Annotated in this window: 22 protein-coding genes; 6 read left to right on the top strand and 16 right to left on the bottom strand. The window is 61.5% G+C overall.

The annotated features are described in order from the left end of the window. Positions 1-27: 27 nt before the first annotated feature. The 3 genes from ACILSE_RS07345 to ACILSE_RS07335 are packed head-to-tail and all read right to left on the bottom strand — an operon-like array spanning position 28 to position 972. Positions 28-222, bottom strand: a complete 195-nt coding sequence (locus ACILSE_RS07345) for a hypothetical protein (RefSeq protein WP_395716723.1) — start codon at positions 220-222, stop codon at positions 28-30. A 31-nt stretch (positions 223-253) separates the two neighbouring features. Then, on the bottom strand, positions 254-622 hold the full coding sequence (locus ACILSE_RS07340; RefSeq protein WP_395716722.1) for a CoA-binding protein: 369 nt from the start codon (positions 620-622) through the stop codon (positions 254-256). Beyond that, entirely contained in the window at positions 619-972 is a 354-nt protein-coding gene (locus ACILSE_RS07335) for a hypothetical protein (protein ID WP_395716721.1), read from the bottom strand. Before ACILSE_RS07335 ends, ACILSE_RS07340 begins: the two co-directional genes overlap by 4 nt. A gap of 97 nt (positions 973-1,069) precedes the next feature. Here ACILSE_RS07335 and ACILSE_RS07330 point away from each other — a divergent pair, with 97 nt between their 5' ends. The 5 genes from ACILSE_RS07330 to ACILSE_RS07310 all read left to right on the top strand — a co-directional run bounded on the left by ACILSE_RS07330 (position 1,070) and on the right by ACILSE_RS07310 (position 5,793). Then, a complete protein-coding gene (locus ACILSE_RS07330) occupies positions 1,070-1,846 on the top strand; it encodes a creatininase family protein (RefSeq protein ID WP_395716720.1) in 777 nt (258 codons plus the stop codon). Then, positions 1,843-2,763, top strand: coding sequence for an ABC transporter permease (locus ACILSE_RS07325; protein ID WP_395716719.1), 921 nt, complete (start codon positions 1,843-1,845; stop codon positions 2,761-2,763). Before ACILSE_RS07330 ends, ACILSE_RS07325 begins: the two co-directional genes overlap by 4 nt. Continuing rightward, on the top strand, positions 2,760-3,629 hold the full coding sequence (locus ACILSE_RS07320) for an ABC transporter permease (protein ID WP_395716718.1): 870 nt from the start codon (positions 2,760-2,762) through the stop codon (positions 3,627-3,629). Before ACILSE_RS07325 ends, ACILSE_RS07320 begins: the two co-directional genes overlap by 4 nt. Positions 3,630-3,706: 77 nt before the next feature. Further along, positions 3,707-4,060, top strand: coding sequence for a hypothetical protein (locus tag ACILSE_RS07315; RefSeq protein WP_395716717.1), 354 nt, complete (start codon positions 3,707-3,709; stop codon positions 4,058-4,060). A gap of 101 nt (positions 4,061-4,161) precedes the next feature. Next, positions 4,162-5,793 carry a peptide ABC transporter substrate-binding protein gene (locus ACILSE_RS07310; protein WP_395716716.1) on the top strand — a complete coding sequence of 544 codons (1,632 nt, stop codon included), beginning with the start codon at positions 4,162-4,164 and terminating at the stop codon, positions 5,791-5,793. A gap of 65 nt (positions 5,794-5,858) precedes the next feature. Here ACILSE_RS07310 and ACILSE_RS07305 read toward each other — a convergent pair whose 3' ends face one another. From ACILSE_RS07305 to ACILSE_RS07265, 9 genes are all read right to left on the bottom strand, one after another. Further along, positions 5,859-7,691 carry a heparinase II/III family protein gene (locus ACILSE_RS07305; protein WP_395716715.1) on the bottom strand — a complete coding sequence of 611 codons (1,833 nt, stop codon included), beginning with the start codon at positions 7,689-7,691 and terminating at the stop codon, positions 5,859-5,861. Further along, a complete protein-coding gene (locus ACILSE_RS07300) occupies positions 7,691-9,823 on the bottom strand; it encodes a bi-domain-containing oxidoreductase (protein ID WP_395716714.1) in 2,133 nt (710 codons plus the stop codon). Before ACILSE_RS07300 ends, ACILSE_RS07305 begins: the two co-directional genes overlap by 1 nt. Positions 9,824-9,839: 16 nt before the next feature. Next, complete coding sequence (locus ACILSE_RS07295; protein ID WP_395716713.1) at positions 9,840-11,225, bottom strand: phenylacetate--CoA ligase family protein; 1,386 nt, start codon at positions 11,223-11,225, stop codon at positions 9,840-9,842. Positions 11,226-11,274: 49 nt separating this feature from the next. Beyond that, a complete protein-coding gene (locus tag ACILSE_RS07290) occupies positions 11,275-12,063 on the bottom strand; it encodes a hypothetical protein (protein WP_395716712.1) in 789 nt (262 codons plus the stop codon). 74 nt (positions 12,064-12,137) lie between these two features. Beyond that, positions 12,138-12,905, bottom strand: coding sequence for a nickel pincer cofactor biosynthesis protein LarB (larB, locus tag ACILSE_RS07285; RefSeq protein WP_395716711.1), 768 nt, complete (start codon positions 12,903-12,905; stop codon positions 12,138-12,140). After that, the gene (gene larE, locus ACILSE_RS07280; protein ID WP_395716710.1) at positions 12,902-13,702 is read right to left on the bottom strand and encodes an ATP-dependent sacrificial sulfur transferase LarE; all 801 of its coding nucleotides are present in this window, start codon (positions 13,700-13,702) and stop codon (positions 12,902-12,904) included. The genes larB and larE overlap by 4 nt, the downstream gene beginning before the upstream one ends. Continuing rightward, the gene (locus ACILSE_RS07275; RefSeq protein WP_395716709.1) at positions 13,699-14,412 is read right to left on the bottom strand and encodes an exosortase-associated EpsI family protein; all 714 of its coding nucleotides are present in this window, start codon (positions 14,410-14,412) and stop codon (positions 13,699-13,701) included. The genes larE and ACILSE_RS07275 overlap by 4 nt, the downstream gene beginning before the upstream one ends. Then, positions 14,409-15,374: an exosortase/archaeosortase family protein gene (locus tag ACILSE_RS07270; RefSeq protein WP_395716708.1), complete on the bottom strand. Its 966-nt coding sequence runs from the start codon at positions 15,372-15,374 to the stop codon at positions 14,409-14,411. Before ACILSE_RS07270 ends, ACILSE_RS07275 begins: the two co-directional genes overlap by 4 nt. Then, positions 15,371-16,162 (bottom strand): class I SAM-dependent methyltransferase, encoded by a 792-nt coding sequence (locus ACILSE_RS07265; RefSeq protein WP_395716707.1) that lies wholly within the window; start codon positions 16,160-16,162, stop codon positions 15,371-15,373. Before ACILSE_RS07265 ends, ACILSE_RS07270 begins: the two co-directional genes overlap by 4 nt. On the opposite strand from ACILSE_RS07265, the gene ACILSE_RS07260 reads away from it, so the two are divergent. Continuing rightward, on the top strand, positions 16,161-17,192 hold the full coding sequence (locus tag ACILSE_RS07260; RefSeq protein ID WP_395716706.1) for a glycosyltransferase family 9 protein: 1,032 nt from the start codon (positions 16,161-16,163) through the stop codon (positions 17,190-17,192). The genes ACILSE_RS07265 and ACILSE_RS07260 overlap by 2 nt on opposite strands. Here ACILSE_RS07260 and ACILSE_RS07255 read toward each other — a convergent pair. The 4 genes from ACILSE_RS07255 to ACILSE_RS07240 are packed head-to-tail and all read right to left on the bottom strand — an operon-like array spanning position 17,170 to position 21,707. Further along, positions 17,170-17,904, bottom strand: a complete 735-nt coding sequence (locus ACILSE_RS07255) for a class I SAM-dependent DNA methyltransferase (protein ID WP_395716705.1) — start codon at positions 17,902-17,904, stop codon at positions 17,170-17,172. The two genes, ACILSE_RS07260 and ACILSE_RS07255, sit on opposite strands and share 23 nt — an antisense overlap. After that, positions 17,901-19,052, bottom strand: coding sequence for a glycosyltransferase (locus ACILSE_RS07250; RefSeq protein ID WP_395716704.1), 1,152 nt, complete (start codon positions 19,050-19,052; stop codon positions 17,901-17,903). The genes ACILSE_RS07255 and ACILSE_RS07250 overlap by 4 nt, the downstream gene beginning before the upstream one ends. Next, entirely contained in the window at positions 19,049-20,155 is a 1,107-nt protein-coding gene (locus tag ACILSE_RS07245; protein ID WP_395716703.1) for a glycosyltransferase, read from the bottom strand. The genes ACILSE_RS07250 and ACILSE_RS07245 overlap by 4 nt, the downstream gene beginning before the upstream one ends. Continuing rightward, positions 20,148-21,707, bottom strand: coding sequence for a hypothetical protein (locus ACILSE_RS07240; protein WP_395716702.1), 1,560 nt, complete (start codon positions 21,705-21,707; stop codon positions 20,148-20,150). The genes ACILSE_RS07245 and ACILSE_RS07240 overlap by 8 nt, the downstream gene beginning before the upstream one ends. Positions 21,708-21,710 lie beyond the last annotated feature (3 nt).

The following is a 21,710-nucleotide window of genomic DNA, read 5'->3' as shown; positions in this document are numbered from 1 at the left end:
GGTCGCGGAACCGGGGCAAGACGCCGCTCAGCCCTGGTGGCGAAAGGCGAACTGGGCGGTGGGCACATCCTCCGGGGTCGCCGAGTCGCGCGTCTTGCGTTTTCCGTCCACGAACGCCGGCCTGAAGGGCCTCCGCTGCCTTTTCACGATCTCCTCTTCAGCAACGCCTTTCGCACGCAGGCGGCTGCGTTCGTAGATGCGGTCTTTCTGGCTCTCGAGCATGGGTATTCAGACTGGCGGTGAAACGGGGCGTTCAAAACTGCCCCGTGTTCAGCAGCACCAGCGTGCAGGCTTCCTCACAGGCGATTCCGGCTTTTTGCAAAGCGCCCGCCAGTGCTGAATTCTCCGCGCCAGGGTTGAAAATGACACGCCGAGGCCTCAGCGCGGTCAGTTTCTCCGTCAAGCCAGCGGAAATCGCCGGGCCGACATACATCGTCACCGTGTCCACCGGACCGGTGACGGCGGCGAGATCAGGCACGACCTTGATTCCCTCGATCTCCGCCAGCTTCGGATGAACGGGGACGACTTCGTGTCCGTGTCGCCGCAAAAGCAGCAGCGCCTTGTGGCTGTAGCGTTCGGGATTGTCACTGGCACCGACAATAACGATTCGTTCCTGGCTCATGATTTCTCATCCTCCTCTTCCAGGTGAAACAAATGCAAGGCACGATGCGCCAGCGGGGCCAGCACCATGCCCATCACTGTGATGGCCACCAAGCCGCTGAACAAGGCGTAGGCGGAGGCAAAAAACTTCGCGGCGTCATTTTTCAGCGGATCGACCGGCCCCATGCCGCCGAGGATCATCGAGGCGTTTAGCAGGCTGTCGATCCACCCCAGTTCCGCGATGTAGTGGTAACCCAGCACTCCGGCGCCGAGCGAGAGGCCGACCAGCACCATCGCGGCGGCGAGGTAGCGGAGAAAACGCCACAGGAAAACGTGGCGCGGCGCAAGAGGGGCTGTGCGTGACTCAAACATGATATGACACCATCATGGATCAGGGATGAAGTTCAAGACCGCTTGATGCTCGTTTTGTCTCCTTTGCATCAGCGGTTTGCCTCTTTAACATCTCCCCATGAGTCCGAGACCCTGGATCATTGCCGAAACGAACTGGAGACATGTCCAGCAGACCCGCTACGATGTCGCCATGCTGCCCTGGGGAGCAACAGAGGCGCACAACTATCACCTGCCCTACGCCACCGACTCGTTGCAAAACGACGCCATCGCCGCCGAGGCCGGGCGCATCGCATGGGAAACGGGCGCGAAGGTCGCCATCCTGCCAAATGTGCCGTTTGGCGTGCAAACCGGCCAGCTCGACATCCCTTTCTGCATCAACATGAATCCCAGCACGCAGCTTGCCGTTCTGGAGGACGTCATTTCCAGCCTCGAAGGCGTTGGAGTGAGGAAATTCGTCATCATGAACGGCCACGGCGGCAATGACTTCCGCCAGATGCTGCGCGAGCTCCAGGCACGGCATCCGAAGATGTTCCTCAGCACGGTGAGCTGGTTCCAGGCGGTCAAAGGCGAAGACATTTTCCAGATCATCGGCGACCACGCCGACGAGCGCGAGACCAGCCTCATCATGCACCTGCATCCGCACCTCGTGCTGCCGAAGAGCGAGTGGGGCCCCGGCACCGACAATCGCTGGAAGCTGAAGGCCATCAACGAGAAATGGGCATGGGCGCAGCGTGACTGGCTCAAGGCCACGAACGACACCGGCAGCGGCGATCCGCAGCACAGCACCGCCGAGAAGGGAAAACGCTATCTCGAAGCCCTCGGCGCGAAAATCGCCACTTACCTCATCGAACTCGCCGCCGTGGACATCGCCGAGCTTTACGAGAAGTCGAAATGATCCGCTTTCTCCTCAGCCGCCTCGTTCAAGGTGTCGTCGTCATCCTCGCGGTGATCACGATCACCTTCACGCTGTCGGAGATGGTGCCCGGCGGGGCGATCCGAAATGAGCGCAACGTTTCAGAGGAGACCAAGAAGGCGCAGGAAGAGTACTTCGGCCTCAACAAGCCGTGGATCGTGCGCCTCGGGCTCACGATCAAACACTACGCCACGCTCGATCTCCCGGAGTCGTATCACTACAAAGGCCGCGGCGTGGATGAGATCATCGCCTCCGGCTTTCCGGTGTCCGCGACGGTCGGAATGGCCGGATTGCTCATCGCGCTCGCCATCGGCGTGCCGCTCGGTGCCATCGCCGCGCTGCGGCCTAACACGCTGGAAGACCGTGGCAGCACACTCGCGGCCACTTTGGGCATCTGCACACCCAGTATGGTGCTGGGGCCTCTGATCGCGATTTTGTTCGGACTGAAGCTGCGCTGGTTCAATGTCGCCGGCTGGTTCGACTCGTCCGACTGGGTGCTGCCCGCGCTCACGTTGGGCATCATCTACAGCGCCTACATCGCGCGCCTCACTCGTGGCAGCCTGCGCGAGACGCTGGCGCAGGATTTCATTCGCACCGCGCGGGCTAAAGGGGCCGGCGAGGGCTCCGTGGTGTTCCTGCACGCCATGAAGCTCGCCTGCCTGCCTGTGCTCAATTTCCTCGGTCCGGCGGCCGCGGGCCTGCTCACGGGCTCATTCATCGTCGAGACCGTGTTCCAGCTTCCTGGATTAGGGCAGTTCTTCATCGCTGCGGCGACCAATGGCGACCATCAGCTCACCATCGGCATCTCCACTTTCTACGCCGCGCTCATCGTCGGCTTCAACCTGCTCGTGGACATCATACAAGCCGTCCTGAACCCGCGCATCCGCCTCCACGCATGAGCACCACGGCCTCCACAAGTCTTTCTCCCACCCAGGCCGCGTGGCGGCGTCTCATGCGGCATCGCTTGAACGCGTGGGCGCTGTGGTTTCTCGTCGCGCTGGTGTTGCTGTGCGTGATCGGGCCGGGGCTGTCTCCGTATGACCAAGCGCAGCAGAATCTTGACCTCAAGGCCACGGATCCCAGCGTGCAGCACTGGCTGGGCACGGATTCACTCGGGCGTGACATGCTCACGCGCATCCTGCATGGCGGTCGCGTGTCATTGGAGGTCGGATTGCTCGCCACCGCCGTCGCGGCGGTCATCGGCGTTGTTTATGGCATGGCCTCCGGCCTCGCGGGCGGTCGTGTCGATGCGGCGATGATGCGCCTGGTGGACATCCTGTATGCGTTTCCCTTCATCAATTTCGTCATCCTGCTTATGGTCGTGTTCGGGCGGCACTTCTGGCTCATCTTCGTCGCCATCGGCGCGGTGGAGTGGCTCACGATGGCGCGTGTGGTGCGCGGTCAGGTGCTCGCTTTGAAGAACCTCGAGTTTGTCATCGCCGCGCGTGCCAGCGGAGCGGGCTTCTGGCACATCGTGTGGAAACATCTGCTGCCGAACGTGATGGGCCCCGTCATCATCTACGCGAGCCTCACCGTGCCAGGCGTCATGCTGCTGGAGGCCGCGCTCAGCTTCCTCGGTCTCGGCATCCAGCCGCCGGACGCGAGCTGGGGTGTGCTCATCCGTGAAGGTGCCAACGCCATGGAAACCTACCCGTGGCTGCTGCTTTATCCCGGCATCTTCTTCTCCGCCACGCTGCTCGCCCTCAACTTGCTCGGCGACGGACTGCGCGATGCGTTTGATCCGAAGTCGATGTCGCAGCACTAGGCAAAAAATATTTTCATGGAGCCTGAATAGCCCTGAAACGGCCCCGTCAGAGAGTGCGGAAACAAATTCCACCTCTCATGAAAACACTCTTCACAGTTATTGCCGCAGCCGCCGTCCTTGGTTTTGCGGCCCCCTCCACCGCCAAAGCCGACCACTTCTGCAATGGCGCGCGCCGTGTGGTCAGCTATCTGCCCTGCGGCACCCCGGTGTATGCGGTTTATCAGGTCGTCGGCTACGACCGTTGCGGACATCCCGTGGGCCAGTGGGTCACCATCCCGGTGAACCACAGCCACTGCGGAGCCTGCAATCCGCGCCCGTCCTATGGTTACGGGCACAGCCATGGCGCCCCCGGATGCCGTCCGGGCTACAGCACTCCCTTTTTTGGACGTCCGCGCAGCGGCATCAGTTTCAGCTTCGGTTTCGGCAGGTAGTAGCGCCGGAATCTGAATTCTGAAAACCCCACGCGGCCCCGCCAGAGCATGGCGGGGCCGTTCTGTTGCCACGCATGGCATCGCATGGCATGATCAGCCTCATGCGCTGGCTCGTCCGTGTTTTCATCCTCCTCGCCGTCCTGGGCGGCATCGCGTGGTTTCATCATGCGCGCACGCATCGTCCGGCACGCGTCGAGGAGGCAGGCCGTGCGGGCATTCTGCTCATCGGCAACGGCAGCGAACCCGCCACGCTGGATCACCAGCTCGCCAGCGGCCAGCCGGAGCATCACATCTTTCACGCCATCTTCGAGGGGCTCATCGCCCCGCTGCCGAAGAATCCCGATGGTGACGGTCCGGGTGCCGCAGCGAGCTGGACACACGAAAATTTCACCACCTGGACCTTCAAACTCCAGCCCAGCGGCCGGTGGAGCGACGGCACGCCCCTCACCAGCGCGGATTTCCTCTACGCCTATCAGCGCATCCTTTCACCACGGCTCGGCGCGGACTACGCGAACATGCTCTACCCCATGCTCAACGCCGAGGAATACCACACTGGCAGGTTGAAGGACTTCACCCAGGTCGGCGCCAAGGCTCCCGACGACTACACGCTGCAAATCACGCTCAAAGGTCCCGCCCCCTATCTGCCGAGCATGCTGAAGCACTACTCGTGGTTTCCCGTGCCGAGGCACGTCATCGAAAAGCATGGTAAAATGGACGACCGTGGCAACACGCGCTGGACGCGTCCTGCCAACATGGTCTGCAACGGCCCCTTCAAGCTCAAAAGCTGGCGTGTGAACCAGACTGTCGAGGTGGAGCGCAATCCGCACTACTGGGACGCCTCAAATGTGAAGCTCAACGGCATCGTCTTCCTGCCCATCACCAGCGACACGACCGAGGAGCGTGCCTTTCTCGACGGCCAGCTCCACGTCACACAAACGCTGCCGCTGGCAAAAATCCCCGGCTACCGCGAGAGCAAATCCCCCTTCTTCCACTCCGATCCGCTGCTCAGCGTGTATTTCTACCGCTGCAACGTCACGAAAAAGCCGTTCAGCGATGTGAACGTTCGCAAGGCGCTGGCGCTCGCCATTGATCGCGAGAGTATCACGCGCAACATCCTCCGCGCCGGACAAAAGCCGGCCACAGGACTCACACCGCCCGGCACACTGGCCGATTACCGCACGCCGGAAGTCATGCGCTTCGATCCGGTGGAGGCGAAACGTCTCCTCGCCGCCGCAGGCTACCCTGACGGCAAGGGGTTCCCCGCCTTCGACATCCTCATCAACACCAGCGAGGCCCACCGCACCCTCGCCGAAGCCGTGCAGGCCATGTGGAAGCAGCACCTCAACATCCCGGTCCGCGTCTTGAATCAAGACTGGGGCGTGTATCTCGAATCCCAGCGCAAGCTCGACTACCAGGTCTGCCGCGCCGCGTGGGTGGGTGACTACCTGGACCCCTCCACTTTCCTCGCCATGTGGCAGACCGGCGACGGCAACAACAACACCGGATGGAGCAACCCACGTTACGACGAGCTCATCAACCAGAGCTTCCGCGAAGGCGATGCCGTCAAGCGCCTGCAAATCCTCAACGAGGCCGAAACCCTGCTTCTCAACGAGGCGCCGATGCTGCCCGTGTATTGGTACACCCACTCCTACCTCATGCGCCCCGAGGTCAAACGCCTGCTGCCATCCCTGCTCGAACATCGCAGCTACAAGGCGGTAGAGTTGAAGCCGTAAGTGAAAACGAAAAAGGCGCGGGATCATCTCCCGCGCCTCGTGCTCAGCTCAAACTCGAGCTCAAATCACTCGGACTTTCGCCAGATCGTCGTCAGCGTGCCTTTGAATGTCACCTTCACAGCCTGCGTGGTCACCAGCTCACGAAAATGTGGCGACGCCTCGCACTCCACAAGCTCGCATGACTCCAGATGATCGCTGTTGATCGTCACCTGGACAGGGATCGACTCCGGGTGCGTGCAGACAAAGCCCCCCGTGCGTTGCGGCTTGACCTGCCAGCCGGGTGCAAGCTGCCACGTCACCACATGCGCGGATTCGCCCCCAACCTCGTCGCAAATCTCGATGTGGCCCTCCACCAGATTCACTGCGCGACGAGCCTGCTGCCCCTCGTGATCGAAAGTCATCACGCAGATGTCGCCATGCAGCACGGTTTTTGGCGCGTCGTGATGTTTCGACCACAAAAACGGGCCGAGACGTTTCGGCGCTTCGCGTCCCGTCACCGGCACCGGGCCGTTGTGCGCCTCCCATGAGGCCAGTCGTGTCCGCAGAGCCTTGTTGCTGTAGTAGGCGCCTGTGCCAGGATCAATCACGAGCGCATGCTGCTCGAACCACAACGACACATGCAGCGCGTCAAGGTGCCCGTGTGCCGCCATGCTGCCGAGTCCAAGCGGCGAAGCGTCCAGCCGTGCTGTCCACCGTCCGTCACGCCAGACGGCGTGTCCGCTCTCAGCATGCACCAGCCACTGATTGCGCATGGAAGGCTTCACACCAGCCGGAGGATCGCCCAGCCAGAAGCGCAGCGACGCTCCCTCCGGCCGTTTGAGCAGCCAGCCGCGAAATTCCGCGGCGGCATTCGATCTCTTCAACGCCAGAGGCAGCACCTGCGCGTCGTCCGAGTCGCCAAAATCCCAAGGATCTGCTGTTTCCGCCAAATCCACGAAGAACTGCGCCGCCTTGGTCAACCGTTCGAGAACTTCGCCTTTCAAGCCGTCAGCCGCCCGGCCAGCATGCCAGATCATCTCCCACGCGAAGAGATGATAATGCAGCGCCTGCTCCTTGTTGCCGCCGTCCGGCGCAAACTGGCGCAAAATCTCGCGCTCCAGCAGTTTCCAGGCGTTTTGAGCGGACGTGGTCATGCGTGCGAGAGCCGGCCAGCGTGAAACGGCCATCACGAGCGCCGCGAGCTCGCCGATGAGATGATTGTTCGCCGATGATCCGAATGATCTGCGCCTCCACACCCACCACGCATGCACCGGAACGATGCGGGCCGTCAGCTCATCCTGGCGGCGTGCGAGCTCGAGATCGTTGCAGCCGCGCACCAGCGCGTCAAACCAGCAGAAGTTCATCAGACGCAGTGCTGCTTCGAGCGGACTTGTCCAGTTGATGCCATGGCCGGGGCGGTTGCGGTCGCACCAGTCCTCCAGCCAGAGCTGGGCCACACGGATCGCATGCACATCGCCGTTCAGCGCGCTGTGCATCGCCATGCGCGTCATTTCGGACCAGCGGTTGACCTCCCAGATCGCCCGTGCGTCCGCGTCGTGCTCCAGATGACGGTGATCGAGCTTTCGCGCTGGAATGTCCGGGTCAATCACCACGCCCAGCGTCGCGTCGCAATGCCAGCACGGCGGCGCGCCGACTTCGACACTCTTCCAGCCAAACAGCTCCCACTCGCCCCGCACCAGCTTCTCCGCATCCACGGCCAGTTGCTTCCGCAGTTCCGGGGGCACGCGTTCGCGCCATGGCAGCTTCGGATAATCGGTAAACGCGCCGTCCCAAGGCCTGCACGTGACTTTTCGCATTGCTTCCGGCTCGCGCAGGCGTCCACAGCGCTCAAGCACCCGCCGCCCGATCTCACCGACGCTCATCGCGCGCAGTCTTTGCGCATACCAGGCCGTCTTCATCACAGTTCGATGCTCCGCGCCTCCCGGATCGAATCCAGCACGGCAAACGTCAGCAGCATGCTCTGTCGTGATTGCTCATACGGAAGCGGATGCGGCGCTCCGTCCTTCAAAAAGGCCAACCAGGCCGTTATTTCCTCCCCGTGTCCCTTCGATGCGAACTTCATCACCTTCTCCTTCCGTTTGCGGTAAATGGAGAGCTTCATGAAGTTCTCGCACTCGACCACCAGCCCGCTCGCAAACAGGCGGAACGACTCCTTCGGAAATGCGGAGTCACCTTCCGCGGAGTAGATGATTTGGGCCGACGATCCACCGGCGAATTCGATCTGCGCCGTCACCGAATCCGGAACTTTCGGCCTGCCAACCGTCTGCGCCGTCACCTTCACCGGGGTGCCGAGCACATGACAGGCGAAGTCGAAGAAGTGGCATGCCTCTCCGAGCACTCGGCCGCCGCTCTCCGTCACGTTCGCATACCAGTGATCCGGCGCGAGAACACCCGCGTTCACATGAAACGCCAGCGTCTTCGGCCCGGAAATCGTTTTCAGCACCTCCATCATCGCCATGGTGGCCGGAGCAAAACGGCGGTTGAATCCCACCATCACGCTGCCAGTGCCGTAGTTCATCGCTTCATCAATCTGAGACAGCTCTTCCTTCGCCAGGCATAACGGCTTCTCCACAAACACCTGTTTGCCACTCTGAAGCGCCTTAAATACCAGAGGCGCGTGCAGATGATGCCGTGTGCCGATCATCACCGCGCCTCCTGTCGTCTCAAACACCTTCGACGCGCCGGTTTCCGCATTCGCGAAGCCAAACTTCTCCTTCACATGCCGGGCGCTGAGGCCCGTGGCGTTCACAATCGTTCCCAGCGCGATCTCCCCCTTCACATGGGGCAGCAACATGGTTCGCGCGAAGTTCCCTGCACCGATCACATCAAGTGTCGCGCAAGTCGCGAATGTCGAATCATGAACGGCGAATGACGAATGCCCGGATGGCTGGTCACATTCGACATTCGTCATTCGAAATTCGTCATTTGTGTAATCAATCACCACGCCAAGCTCGCTCTCCAGCTTGTCATAAATGCCCAACACATCCCCAAAGCCCACCCTCCGGGTCGTCACCGGCCTCAAATCAAGCTGCCCCGTCCGCATCAGTTCCAAACACGCCTCAAAATTCCGGTTCTCCGTCCAGCGCACGTGCCCGATGGGATAATCGTGCCCGCCCCACTCGTACTGCGGGTCGTAGCGACCCGGGCCGTAGCTGCGCGAGTAGCGCACCTGGATGTCCTTCATGTAGGCGGTCTTCCACGACAATTCCGCGTCATAAATGCCCACGATCACCATCACGCCGCGGTCGCGCAGGCAGGCGATGGCCGAATCCGCCGCCTCGCGGCCTTTTCCACCGACGCAGAGGAGCACCGCATCGACTCCGTGGCCGTTCGTCCATTCACGCACCATGTCTTCGAGCTTGGATTGCGACGGATTCACCACGCGCTCGGCCCCCATCTGCCGGGAAACATCCAGGCGCACCTCGACAAAATCCGATGCCATCACACGCGCGCCCGAAGCCTTGAGCAAGCTCGTCGCCAGCAAGCCCACCAGCCCCTGCCCCATCACGAGCACGCGTTCACCGAGCCGCGCACCGCTTTGACGCACCGCCTCCATCGAGATCGACGCCAGCGTCGTGTAGGCCGCCTGCCAGTCCTCAACGCCTTCTGGAATCGGAGCCGCCAGCAGATCAGGCACGGCAATCATTTCCGCATGATGCGCACACTCAGCCCCGCCACACGCGACACGATCGCCAACACGGAAACGCGAGTTCAGCTCATCCACCGCCACCACCACGCCCGCCGCCGAATAACCCAGCGGCGTCGGCGATTCGAGCCGGTTGCGAACTTTCTCCAGCGCCGCCTTCCAGCCCAGCGTCTTCGCCGTGTCGATCACCTTCTTCACTTGATCAGGCCGCGCCTTCGCCTTTTGCAGCAGCGACATCCGCGCCTGCTCCACCTTCATCCGCTCCGTCCCCGGCGAGATCACCGAACACTTCGTCCGCACTAGAATACCTCCCGGCGGCGGCACCGGCGCGGGCACGTCCTGGAGTTCCAAGCGTCCGTCTTGGTATTGAGCGAGTTGTTTCATCGATTAAAGTCCAAATTTATACTTTCAGCCTTGTGATCAGCCATTTGTGCTTTCCAGCGCTCGACTTTTCCACTTCCGTCACCTCACGCAGAGTGAACGTAAAATCATCACCAAGTTTCCTGAGCAGGCCTGCGCGTATTGGCTCAATGCGCGAGTTTTGCCATCGTGGGCCAGTTTGATAGCGACATTCCAACTCGCCTGGACGCTCTTGGTAGAACTGCACAGCTAGAAGACCTTCGAAAATGTCATCGTGCATGTTGATCGCGGTCAGTGAGATGCGTCGTCCGCTTGCACTGATGAGAAACTCGTAGTCTCGCCCGACGACGGCTTCGACCGAAGGCCAATTGAATTCCCCGCCGTCACTTGCAGTTCGGCAATAATCGCCTGTGCGATACCGAATCAGGGGCATGACGTGATTGTGAAACGAGGTGCCGATGATTTCGCGATGCCCCTCCGCATTCGCCTCACCAAACTCAACGAAGCCGTAAGAGGGCCAGAAATGCAGATGATTCGAGATGCGGCCCTGCGCGGCGAGCACGACGCGCTCGCTATGGCCATACCAGTGGAAGACGCGGGCGCCGAAGAACTGCTCCAGATGCTGCTGTGACTCCGATGTGAGCTTTTCCGAGCCACAGAGCAACGAGGTGACCGGGAAATCGAGCCTCAAGCCTGCTTGCTCCAGTCCGCGTGCCAGCAAGAGAGCAGCGCTCGGATAGGCATGCAGATGCTGCGGTCGAAACCGGTTCAACGCGGCCACATACTCCGGCAGACGCTCCGGCGTGAGGTGGTACGAGGAAAGGATGAGCCAGTTTCGCGTTGCATCGTAATAACTGATGCCGCCGCGTGCTTTACTGGACGTGACGCCGCCGCGAATGACCGCCACGCGGTCGCCAACACGATAACCACGCCGCGACCACTGCGCTTCGAGATAAGCCTGCTCTTTCGGTCGGCTCACGCCTTTCTGCAGATAGAAGCCCACCGGTACGCCGCTTGAGCCGCCCGTGGTGATGTAGAGCCGCTGCTTCGAGTCGTATTCCGGGTTCACCATCTGCTCGCGATGCAGCAGCAAATCTTGTTTCGTGAGCAACGGATAGTCCGCAAGTTGCTCCAGCGACTCGAACTTCGCCGGATTGACACGGTGTTGAGCGAATCGTTCCGCGTAAAACGGTGCCTTCGAGGCCGCGATCAATGAATCACGCAGCGCCGCGACCTGATACCGCCGAATCTGCTCCGCATCCCACTTCTCGACCGCCCGTGCCTCGTTTTGAAATCGCGCGTAGGCCGCACCGTAGCGCCATGAGGCCGGAATGGCCCGATACGCGCTGCCAGCCAGCGATTTGACCGGCTGCGGGGCTGCTTCGTAGAGCTTGAGCAGCGGATAGAGGGTGTCTTCGAGAGACATGACGTTTCGCGACGGTCATCGCGATGGTTCCACACGCAACGAACTCCAGTTACACGACCATCCGGCGACGACGCAACATGACCGCGACACCGCAGCAGGCGATCAGCAGCGCTCCGCCGGGCTCCGGCACGGGGGCGAAGGAGAAAATGATCAGCGCATCCTGGTAATTGTTCGGATCCGCCTCGGGATAGAGTGTGTTGGCGATGAGATAGCCATGCTGGGCGGTGTAGGTGTCAAAGAAACTTGCTCCGTCCTTTGCCGCCACGTCGCTGAGGATGCTCTGGAAGATACCGGACCGCGCGATGCCGGCGGCGGAAAAATCGGCCGAGTAGTAATCCATGTAGTCGCTCATGTCGGTGAAGTCGTTCTTCACGGCCTTCCCATAAGTCTCGGAGAGGAAGTTCTGCACGGCGAACAGAGGGTTGTAGAAGGCGTCGTTGTTCGCGTAGTTGGCCGAGTTGCTGTCCTGCTCGGCGAAACGGCCGGAGGCTCCTGCGAGCGTGTTCCAGGGCAGATAGGTGTCGAGCACATACTCCATCACCGCTACCTGCTTCGGGATGGTCGTGGTGTAGAGGCTCGGATCGCCGGTGTAAATGCCAAGACGCTCGGTGTTCTGCTGGTCCCAGCCGTCAAAAAAGAACAACGCGTCCGCTGTGATGGTCGAACTGATCGTGGTCGGCGTGCCGGGCTCGATGCACAGCCACCAGTAGTTCTGGCCGCCGATTTCGTAAACGCCCGCAGAGCCGTTGTCGTCCACGCCCGTGATGGAAACCGGGTCCGCCCAGACCGTGGCGGCGAGGGTGGTGGAAAACAGGGCGATGATCCAACGCGACTTCATTCGAGTTGAGTACGCTAAGAGGAACTTCAGCAGAACGCGAGCACTAATTTATGGAAATTATAAATCAGTCCTGCTCATGTGCCACTCCTGACCAACCGTGTGTGCAGCAGCCGCAACGCAGCCACTGCCGCTCCGAAGCCATTGTCGATGTTCACCACCGTCAGACCGCTGGCACATGAGTTCAGCATCGTCAGCAATGCCGCGATCCCATGCAGGCTCGCTCCATAACCGACGCTCGTCGGCACCGCGATGACCGGCGCGGCGACGAGCCCGCCGAGCACGCTCGGCAGCGCGCCGTCCATGCCTGCCACCACGATGACCATGCTCGCGGCACGCAGGTCATCGAGCCGCGCCAGCACGCGATGCAATCCAGCCACCCCCACATCGCTGATGCGCGTCACGCGTGCTCCGGCGAATTCGAGCGTCTGCGCCGCCTCCTCGGCGACCGGCTGATCCGACGTGCCTGCGCTCACCACGGCAACCGGTGGGCACGCAAAGGAGCCGCTCAACTGTCCGATTCGATACAGCCGCGAAACACCGTCGTAGCTGCCGGTGGGAAAGCGTTGCAACAACAGCGCGGCCGTTTCCGAATTCACCCGTGTCGCCAGCGCACAACCATGCGCGCCGACCAACGCCGTGAGCGCGTCCGTGGTCTGTGTGAGTGTCTTGCCCTCCGCATAAACGGCTTCAGGGAATCCCTGGCGGATGACGCGATGCGTGTCCGCAAGCACCTGGCCGGCCTCCGCGAACGGAAGCGTTCGCAGGCGTTCCAACGCTTGATCGGGCGGCAGCTTGCCCTCGCTGACCTGAGCGAGGAGTTCGCGGAGTTTCGATTCGTTCATGTGGAGCGGGCTTTGAGCACTTCGTTCATGCTTCCGGAGCGCAAACCGGTCAAATCAAGCGTGATGTAGGTGTAGCCAACGCCACGCAGCGCGGCGGTAATCTGCTCGCGCTGCTGCAAAGCGCGCGGCAAATCGGCCTCGGGCACCTCCAATCGCGCGACATCGCCATGATGACGCACGCGCAGCTCGCGGAAGCCGAGATCAAACAGAGCCGCCTCGGCACGTTCGATCTGCGAGAGCAGTTTCGGTGTCACGCTCACGCCGTAGGGCACCCGGGAGGCGAGACATGCGGCGGCGGGTTTGTCCCAGTTCGGCAGACCGAGTGCTTTCGCAGCTTCACGCACGTCTTGCTTGCTGAAACCGAGTTCGTGAAGCGGGCTGAGAATCTTCAGCTCACGGGCCGCCGCACGGCCAGGCCGCACATCGAGCGTGTCCTCCGCGTTCATGCCATCAAGCACATGCGCGATGCCATTCTGCTCCGCAAAATGGCGAAGAGCGCGATAAACGTGGTCCTTGCAGAAGTAGCAGCGGTTCGGGGCGTTCGCCTGATACTGCGGGTCGTTCGTTTCCTCCGTCGGCAGCAGTTCAAGACGCGCGCCGATCTGATGGGCAAGTGAAACCGCCTCGTCCTTCTCGCTTTGCGGCAGGCTGGGAGACACGGCGAGCAGCGCGATCACGTTCTCCGCTCCCAACGCATCCAGCGCAGCCTTCAGCACGAGCGTGCTGTCCACGCCACCGGAATAGGCGACCGCGACACGGCCCAAAGGCCGGAGACAAGCGTACAGCGTGGAGATCATGAATTCGGCATCAAACCCTTCTGCAAGTGCGGCGCAAGGCTGCGGATCAATGCGAGGATCATTTTCACCGTCTCTTCGTCGTCGCGGCTGCGCTCACCGCTCTGCTGTGGTGTCAAATTGTTCGTCACGCGGGCCATCACGGACGGATAGGCCCAGCGGTGGTTCACGTTGCGGAAGACGCTGTCGCGCAAGCTGATGAGCTGCCGCTCGAGATTGCTCGGCGTGTTCACGTCCGCGCCGACGAACCAGTAAACGTAATGCGCGCGCAGCGGCAGCTTCGTGCCGTCGTTGAGCAGCACCTCCCGCACGATAGCGAGGTCTCTCACGCGCAGAATCTCCCCGGAGAGCAGTTTGACCTCGCGTGTACGCGCGTCCGTGATGGTCCAGCCCTGCCCGTCGAGACAAACTTCGGGCCGATGGATGCTGCGACTGTCGTTTCCGGCAATGACGAGCGAGACATGGGCCTGATCGCGTCGCTCAAGCGGACGACCGGGCGTGCGATACTCGCGTTTCACGATGATCGTGTCCGCGGGCAGGAGGGAACGCTCCTTCTCGCTCGCCGGCTCGGGTTCGCCGACGAAGTTGCCTGCCACCATCGGCAAATCAGCCCGGAGGCCGATTTCGTCCCCGCCTTTCGATTGAGGCGAAAACTGGCACAGCAGCACGGTCATGCCGCACAAGGCGAAAAGAATGAACGAGCGCGCAATCATGTCACCGAGGAGATGATCTGACGCGAAACAACGCTGCTGCGACGGAAGCCGAGCCCGCCGCAAAGCCTGTTCAGCAGCCAGGAGGCTGACTGCAGCAGCAGCAACGCAACGAGGAACACCACGATGCCTGTCGCCTCATGAAACGCGGAGACCTCCTTCTCTGCGTCGCCGATGGCCCACTGCTGTCCGAAAATCATCGCGGCAAAGATCAAAACGAGGATCCGGATCATGTTCGCGGCGATGGCGATGGGCAGAATCGCGCTGAACAGGGCAAGCCTGCGCCACAACACGCGCTGGCGGAAATAACTGAACAGCGCACCCACCACGAGCAGCGCAAACAGCGAGCGCATGCCGGAGCATGGCGCGGCGATGCCCACGCTGAACAACTCGCCCGCCTTGCGGCCGAATTCGAGGTTCGGCATGGATTGCAGCGCGGTGCCGGACACCAGCGACTCGATGCCTGCCGCGTTCAACACAAAACCGGTCGCCCTCACCATGATCAGACGCATTTGATAGCCAATGCTCTCCTCCAGGAACGGCAGGGGCCACATGAAACCGAGCATCAACCAGGCAAACAGCCTTCCACGTGAACTTTCACGCCCATCCAGCCAGAGCGAGGAACCCGCGAGCAGTGCCATCACCGCCGCATAGCCACAGTAGAAGTTGTTCGCGCGGAATCCGGCGAAATAGAGGCACAAAGCGAGGACTATGAGCACCAGCCCGCGGTGATCGGCTGTTTCAGGAAGCTGTGCGGCATCGTTCCGACGACGCCAGATCAAATAGCCGGCGATGAACGGCAGCAGCGCCCCGTGCTGCCATGTCGCATCCTTCCAACGCATGAGCAACTCGGCCAGAATGGTACGGCGGAAACTGCCATAGCCGGCCGCATAGGGCTGCACGGCCATCAGCAGCACGAGGCTGGCGGCCAGCATCATCCAGGCGATGAAGGATTTGCGTTTCATGCGACTTTGAGGAAGGAGCAGCGCAGGATGTCGCCGAATCCAAGAATGCAGAGCAGTTTCTTCAGCGGCTCCTTCCATGCCTGGGCCTCGTTGATGGCAAAGGTGCGCCGGAACTCGACCGCGGCGCGCTTGAACCCGGTGTTTTCAACGAGACGGGTCAGGCTGGCGGCGGTGAAATGATTCACATGATGATCGAGCACGAACTCCCACTGCAATCCACGCAAACGACGCATGTGGCTCCCCCAATTCGGCACTTCGATGACCAGCAGGCCGCCAGGGCGGAGCTTGCGATGCAGTTGGGCCAGCGTGGTTTGCAGGTCAGGCAGGTGCTCCAGCACGTGAAAAAGCGTGATCACGTCCAGGCTGCCATCTCCGATGCTGTCGGGGATCGTTCTGCCTTCCAGCCACACGATCTCGGGATGATGCGCCATGCCATCGCTCACCGCCTTGTGGCTGTCCTCGAGGACGATGGCCGAAAAACCGGCCGCATGAGCCGCCAGCGCCGTTTTGCCAATGCCACCGCCGAAATCGAGCAGACGACCGTTGCGCACGAAGCGGCGCACGCTGGCGATTCGGTCGCGTTCGGTGGCGGTGATGCGCATCGGGTAGTTTTCCTCGGGTTGATTCGCCGGATCGTAGTAGTCCTTGTTCGAATACGGATCGCGCCACGTCGCACGGTCCGCGAAGACAAGTCCGCAGGCGCAGCGCCAGAGGTGGCACACGCCAGCATGGCCGAGATCAGCAACAGCGGAGGCATCGCAGGCCGGGCATTTCGGTGCCACGTTCATGACACAAGTCGTTGCGTGCCCGTCACGCGTGATGGTAGGGTTTGCCAGCATGACGCTGCTCGTCTTCAAAGTGAACCAACTCGGCGACAACGTCGTGTTCCTGCCTGTCGTGCAGTCGCTCGTGGCCGCGCATCCGGACTGGCGCATCGTGGTGCTCACGAGTACGACGGCGGCGCGTTTGTACGAGGTCTGCTGCCCGCAGGTGGAGCTGCGCGTCTTTGAAACAGCCCGGTTCAACGGAGCCTGGCGCCAGCCGTGGCATTTGATGCCAATGGCGGCCCAGCTTCGTGGGTTGAAGCCGGATGCTTGTTTGCTCGGCGATGACCAAGGAAACGTCGCGCATCTGCTGGCGCGGCTGAGCGGTGCGAAGCTGCGCGTCGGCCCTCAGACGCCCCATGTGAGCCTCAATGCTTTGCTGCATCATCGCGTTGCGATGGAAGGAAAAGAATCGGTGGCTTCGCACAACTGGCGCATTGTCAGAGAGAAGTTTGAATTGCCGGAGAACATGCCCGCGCCGGATTTGAGCGCGTTTGGCGGCGATAATGCCGGTGCGATTGTGATTCATGCAGGAGCGAGCCGGGAATACCAGCGATGGCCGCTGAACAACTTCATCGATCTGGCCAATCGTCTCGCGGAGACGCATGCGGTGCGCTGGATTGCGCAAGGTGGTGAGACAGGATTGAGCGACGCTGTGCAGCAGGTGAAAACCAAAACCCTCGATGAACTGGTACGCGTGATTGCCGGGGCAAAGGTGTTTGTCGGCAACAATTCGGGGCCGATGCATATCGCGTCGGCCTGCGGCACGCCGGGAGTTGTTTTGATCGGGCCGTCCTCGCCGCGTTGGGATCCGGTGTGGCATCGAGAACGATTCGATCTGCTGCGTGAGCCGCGCTTGAGCTGCCAGCCCTGCGATTTGCCGACAAAACCTGCGAACCGTTGTTTGAACCTGCAGGCACCGATGGCTTGCTTGAATCGCTGGAGCGTCGATGCGGTGCATGAGCGTGTGATCAAACTTTGCAGGCCATCGTGAACAGATCGGGCTGCGTGCAGTGCAGGTCGATGGCGCGTTCTTTGGCGGCTTCGCCGTGACGAATCTTCAACAGCAGGCGGGAGAGACCAAAAAAGATCTCGCCCAGGACGCGACGAGCCTGGCCGCTGGCGGAGTTGGAGCAGTAGTGGCGGCCTTGTACGGAGATATGCGAAAAACCGCAGGCACGGAGGCATTGCGCGATGCTGGCGGGTGTGAGGCCGATCTCGTGCGTAAAATCACCGTAACGGATGGCGGAAGAGAGCGGGCTCTGCGCATTGAAGGTGAGCAGCCACAGTTCCCCACCAGGCTTGAGCGCGTTTTTGGCGGCGGTGAGAAAGCGGATGAACTCGTCCTTGGTGAAATGCTCGATGATGTCCTTTGCGTGAAGCAGATCGAAAGTGCCGGCCTGCGATTCGAGGAAAGTGATGACGTCTGCCTCGATCCAGGCGCGGGAAGAATCGTTCTGACGTGCGATGGCGAGGTCGGAGGGCGAGAGATCGACGCCGGTGAGTTTTGAGAAGCCTTTTGATGCCATCCAGGCCAGCCATTCGCCTTTACCGCAGCCGAGATCAGCGACGGTGGCGTCACGATTCGATGGCAACGCATCATAGGTGGCCTCGTATTGGGCGTGCTGAACGCCGGCATCGAGCGCCTTCTGCGCGCCGAACGTGGCGGAGTAGTCGCGGTAGAGGATGTCGCGGTAAGTGCTCATGCGGCGAGGCGTTGTTGGATGAATCCGGCCCATGAGGCCGCGACGGCGTCGTGCGTGTAAAGCTGGCGGGCACGTTCGAGCTGGCTTTTCGCGAGATTGGTGTCGTTCATCACTCGTCGAATGCATTCAGCGAGGGCTTTGGCTTCGCCATGAGGAAAAATGGCTTCGTCGTGGCCGATGACTTCGGGGATGGCGCCGCTGCTGGAGCCGAGCGTGGCGACGCCACAGGCCATTGCTTCGATGAGAACATGGCCGAACTGCTCTTCCCAGCAGAGTTCCATCGTGCGCACCGGCTTGCTGGCGAGGACGAAGACATCCAGGCAGCGAAGAAAGCTCGGAATCTCGAAATGTGGGCGGGGAGCCAACAGGTGAAGCCATGGGCGCGTTTTCTGCTGCTGCTTGAGCCAGCCTTCGAGCCTGCCGGAGCCGAGGATCGCGAGATGGACGTTTTGCAGTTCATCGCAGGCCTGCAGCAGCTCTTTGATGCCTTTTTCCTCGGTCAATCGACCGCAGTAGCCGATAATGAAGGCGTCTGTGTGCAAGAGTTGTGCTTCGCGGAGTTGTTTACGCTCGGCGGGTGATGCGGGCTGGTGATTGATGAGATCGACACCGAACTGAGGAGCAACGTGAACGGCTTCTTTGCGAGCACCACGCTTTTGCACGAGTTGGGCGGCCGCCTGGTTGCCAGCGATGATGAAATCGGTCGTCATCGTCATGAAGCGATAGATGGCGGCGAGGATAAGGCCTTTCCAACTCGGACGCTCGACGTTTTCCCAGGTAAATTCGCCGAAGAGGGCGTCGCCTTGCAGCAAGGCTTTCCAAAACAGTGACTGCCAGCAGATGAAGGCCCAGGGTTCGTTTTCGACAAGAACGACATCGAAGCGTCGCGAACGCATGACAGCGGAGAGGCCGGCGTAGCGGAAGGTGGTGTCGGAATGGCCACGGCGTGGCAGTCGGATGAGTTGGTAGTGACGCGAGGATTCGTCGCTGTCGTTGTCAAAATCAGAGGACGGACGGCCCAGGATGGTCCGCTGCTCGATGGTGGAGGTGACGCAGACGAGATCGAAATGCGCGGCGAGCGCCTGGACCTTCTTGCGATTTTCGAGCGCGGCGCAGGCATGGCTGATGAGCAGCAGAGCGGGCTTCATGTGGCTTGCGCGGCCCCGGAGAGACTTTCCTCGCAGGCGTTGACCTCGGCATCGCAGGCGGCGGCGAAGATTTGAGCCCAATCATCACCCGCAGACAGGATGCGGTGATGTTTGACGAGCAGGCGACGTGAGTTTTCGAGTGCGTCGATGAAATCGGGCGAGGTGTGATCAGCCTCGATCCGCTGATAGGCACGCGCCCAGGCGTCGGGATCGAGGTTTTCAAGCATCGGGACGGGATACTGGCAGTCGTCGAACAGCTCGTTGAGGCCCATGCTGCGGTTGGCGAGGACGGGAACTCCGGCGGCAATGGCCTCCATCGCGGCGGTGAGGCCGGCGGAGCCGTCGCATGGCAAAATGGGCAGCAGAACGGCGGGCGCGGAGTGAAGCAGCTCGCGATAGTCGCGGTGCGCGGCGTTGGTGACGAGTTCAAAGCGCGGGTCGGCAATCTCGGCGGCGTGGCGCTGTTCCAAACTGGCAAGACGGGCGACGCGCGTGATGGAGATGCCGCGATGCAGCAGGGGCGCGACGATGGACTCGTCGCGGCTGATGTTGCCGGGCAGCACTGCGCGTGTCTTTGGCACATCGGGCGCGGGTTGGAACCAGCCTGTGTCGATTTTCCACGGCCGCGAGATGACGCGATGCGCGCCAAGCTCATGCGACGCGGAGGCAAACTGCTCACGGGTGATGCATTCGACTTGGAAGGCGGCGGGTGCGCGCTTGAGCTTGTCTTTGAGATTTTTCCAGGCGCTGTCGTGGAAGGCGAGGCGTCTGATGATTTTTCCCTTGCTGCGGAAAAGTCCGGCGAGCGCAAGCTGGACCAGGATGGCGTAATGCATGCCATCCAGGCAGTAGATCATGCGTGCGTGATGCAGCACGGCGTAGTTTTGAGCGATAAGGCGGAACGCGGCGAAGAGGCGTTGCACAGCGCCGCGTTGGCGGCGGTGGTAGTCGCGTTCGAGTTGCTCGTCGTTGTCAAACCACGCGCCGATGATCGCCCGTGAGCGAAAGGGCATGGGCGCCGGGTCGAGGTAACGACGCGGCCTGCCGGACCAGTCGCGCAGGGCGTAGGGGGCAAGCACCACAAGCCGGGAGGAATCAGACATGGGGCAGGCTGCGGTTGAACGGCACGGTTTGCACAGGCGTGAAGGCCGGATGATGCGGCGACATCGGGAGCGGGACGGGACTGACGCGGCGCCGCGAGGCCACGCGCAGGCTTTCCTGGTGCGCGATGCAGCCGTTTAGAGCACCGGCAACAAACCAGAAGAAGAAATTCACCGGAAATGTGGAGGTGACGTTTCCGGCGAAAATGTTGTGAATGAGCAGACCGAACTCCACGCCGACCATCCACAGGCAGATGCTGAACATCGGCGATCCGCGCAGATTCCACACACTGCGGTGGAAGGAATGCAACGCGACCGCCGCGATGATGAGCACGAGGCTCAGCGGCAGCCAGCCGATCTCAAGGAGCATGTTTGAGATGAGGTCATGGCTGGCGACCATGCGCGCCTCATGCATGTCGGCAGCGCCTTTGGAACCGTAGCCAAACATGGTCCACATGAGCGGGTTGTGCGCGAGATCGTGCATGCCTTCAAGACGGTCGCAGATGGTCCAGAAGCGCACGAACTGCTCGCCAATGGCGGTGCCTCCGAAGTTTTCGAGAGCCCAGAGCGTGAGCTTCGTGACCCAGTTGATCAAATCCTGCGCGTAAACGCAGGCGGTGACGAACAAGGCGACGACGGAGGCGTACAGCGTCGCGGTGCCGCGGGCGCTGCGCAAAACAGGCAGCAGCACGATGGGCAGCGCCCAGTTCACGTTGGCAAAACGTGTCATGCTGGCAACGCAGCCGGCGACGAAAAGCGCGAACAGGACGAAGCCCAGCACGCCCCAGGAGCCCGTGCCGGTGTCGCGATGATGGCGCCGCACGATGAGCGCGAGGCATGCGCAGATCGCGCAGCTCGTGCCGAATGGCGAGCTGTCCACAAGCGTGGAGAAAGGACGCGGCCGGACGTCTTCGAGATGCTTCGAGAGAACGGTGAGTCCGGAGCGCAGGTATTCGATTTCAAACTCGCTGAGCCCGAAGACCTGCTGCTTGAGCCCGTAGAGCGCCACAGGCACGAAGATGATGAGGCAGTATTTGATGAAGGCGATGATCTCATCCGGTCTCCGGAAAACGCAGGGCACGACGAAGAGCAGGAACATGTAGGCCGCGCCGTCGGCGAGCTGCGTGGCGGCCGCGTTGAAGCCGCCACCGCTGCGCAAGGCGGAAGCGCCGGAGATGATGAAGCCGAGGATGCAGACGAGCAGCGAAACGAGCCTGCGCCTTTGATAGAGCGAGCCGTCATGCAGCGAGCGCACAAGCGTGCCGAGGCAGATGCCGGCCAGCGTGAGCGGACAGAGCGCACGAACCCAGAGCACGTCGTTCATGGTGACGTGGCCGTCGAAGACCATCATGCGCTTCAGCAGGTCACTGTAGCCGGCATAGATGACCATCAGGTAGAGCGCGAGCCGCGGCTGCAACACGGCGAGGATGCAGGAGCCGATGGAGAGGAACTGCGCGAGCGCGCCGATGGAGTTCCCTCCGCCAAGCAGGACGGACAGCATGACATAAACCGCGCCGATGCCGCCGAGGAAGATGATGAGGGCCTTGCCTTGCATGTT

The sequence above is a fragment of the Prosthecobacter sp. genome (genome assembly GCF_044236155.1).
Lineage (GTDB): Bacteria > Verrucomicrobiota > Verrucomicrobiia > Verrucomicrobiales > Verrucomicrobiaceae > Prosthecobacter.
This window is presented reverse-complemented; position numbering and strand designations above follow the sequence as displayed.

Excerpts from the sequence above, each read along its gene's own strand:
- ACILSE_RS07320 (WP_395716718.1), top strand. The coding sequence starts at position 2,760 with ATGAGCACCACGGCCTCCACAAGTCTTTCTCCCACCCAGGCCGCGTGG.
- larE (WP_395716710.1), bottom strand. The coding sequence starts at position 13,702 with ATGATCTCCACGCTGTACGCTTGTCTCCGGCCTTTGGGCCGTGTCGCG.
- ACILSE_RS07275 (WP_395716709.1), bottom strand. The coding sequence starts at position 14,412 with ATGATTGCGCGCTCGTTCATTCTTTTCGCCTTGTGCGGCATGACCGTG.
- ACILSE_RS07310 (WP_395716716.1), top strand. The coding sequence starts at position 4,162 with ATGCGCTGGCTCGTCCGTGTTTTCATCCTCCTCGCCGTCCTGGGCGGC.
- ACILSE_RS07260 (WP_395716706.1), top strand. The coding sequence starts at position 16,161 with ATGACACAAGTCGTTGCGTGCCCGTCACGCGTGATGGTAGGGTTTGCC.
- ACILSE_RS07325 (WP_395716719.1), top strand. The coding sequence starts at position 1,843 with ATGATCCGCTTTCTCCTCAGCCGCCTCGTTCAAGGTGTCGTCGTCATC.
- ACILSE_RS07345 (WP_395716723.1), bottom strand. The coding sequence starts at position 222 with ATGCTCGAGAGCCAGAAAGACCGCATCTACGAACGCAGCCGCCTGCGT.
- ACILSE_RS07305 (WP_395716715.1), bottom strand. The coding sequence starts at position 7,691 with ATGAAGACGGCCTGGTATGCGCAAAGACTGCGCGCGATGAGCGTCGGT.
- ACILSE_RS07290 (WP_395716712.1), bottom strand. The coding sequence starts at position 12,063 with ATGAAGTCGCGTTGGATCATCGCCCTGTTTTCCACCACCCTCGCCGCC.
- ACILSE_RS07340 (WP_395716722.1), bottom strand. The coding sequence starts at position 622 with ATGAGCCAGGAACGAATCGTTATTGTCGGTGCCAGTGACAATCCCGAA.
- ACILSE_RS07300 (WP_395716714.1), bottom strand. The coding sequence starts at position 9,823 with ATGAAACAACTCGCTCAATACCAAGACGGACGCTTGGAACTCCAGGAC.
- ACILSE_RS07255 (WP_395716705.1), bottom strand. The coding sequence starts at position 17,904 with ATGAGCACTTACCGCGACATCCTCTACCGCGACTACTCCGCCACGTTC.
- ACILSE_RS07240 (WP_395716702.1), bottom strand. The coding sequence starts at position 21,707 with ATGCAAGGCAAGGCCCTCATCATCTTCCTCGGCGGCATCGGCGCGGTT.
- ACILSE_RS07250 (WP_395716704.1), bottom strand. The coding sequence starts at position 19,052 with ATGAAGCCCGCTCTGCTGCTCATCAGCCATGCCTGCGCCGCGCTCGAA.
- ACILSE_RS07330 (WP_395716720.1), top strand. The coding sequence starts at position 1,070 with ATGAGTCCGAGACCCTGGATCATTGCCGAAACGAACTGGAGACATGTC.
- ACILSE_RS07270 (WP_395716708.1), bottom strand. The coding sequence starts at position 15,374 with ATGAAACGCAAATCCTTCATCGCCTGGATGATGCTGGCCGCCAGCCTC.
- larB (WP_395716711.1), bottom strand. The coding sequence starts at position 12,905 with ATGAACGAATCGAAACTCCGCGAACTCCTCGCTCAGGTCAGCGAGGGC.
- ACILSE_RS07295 (WP_395716713.1), bottom strand. The coding sequence starts at position 11,225 with ATGTCTCTCGAAGACACCCTCTATCCGCTGCTCAAGCTCTACGAAGCA.
- ACILSE_RS07245 (WP_395716703.1), bottom strand. The coding sequence starts at position 20,155 with ATGTCTGATTCCTCCCGGCTTGTGGTGCTTGCCCCCTACGCCCTGCGC.
- ACILSE_RS07335 (WP_395716721.1), bottom strand. The coding sequence starts at position 972 with ATGTTTGAGTCACGCACAGCCCCTCTTGCGCCGCGCCACGTTTTCCTG.
- ACILSE_RS07315 (WP_395716717.1), top strand. The coding sequence starts at position 3,707 with ATGAAAACACTCTTCACAGTTATTGCCGCAGCCGCCGTCCTTGGTTTT.
- ACILSE_RS07265 (WP_395716707.1), bottom strand. The coding sequence starts at position 16,162 with ATGAACGTGGCACCGAAATGCCCGGCCTGCGATGCCTCCGCTGTTGCT.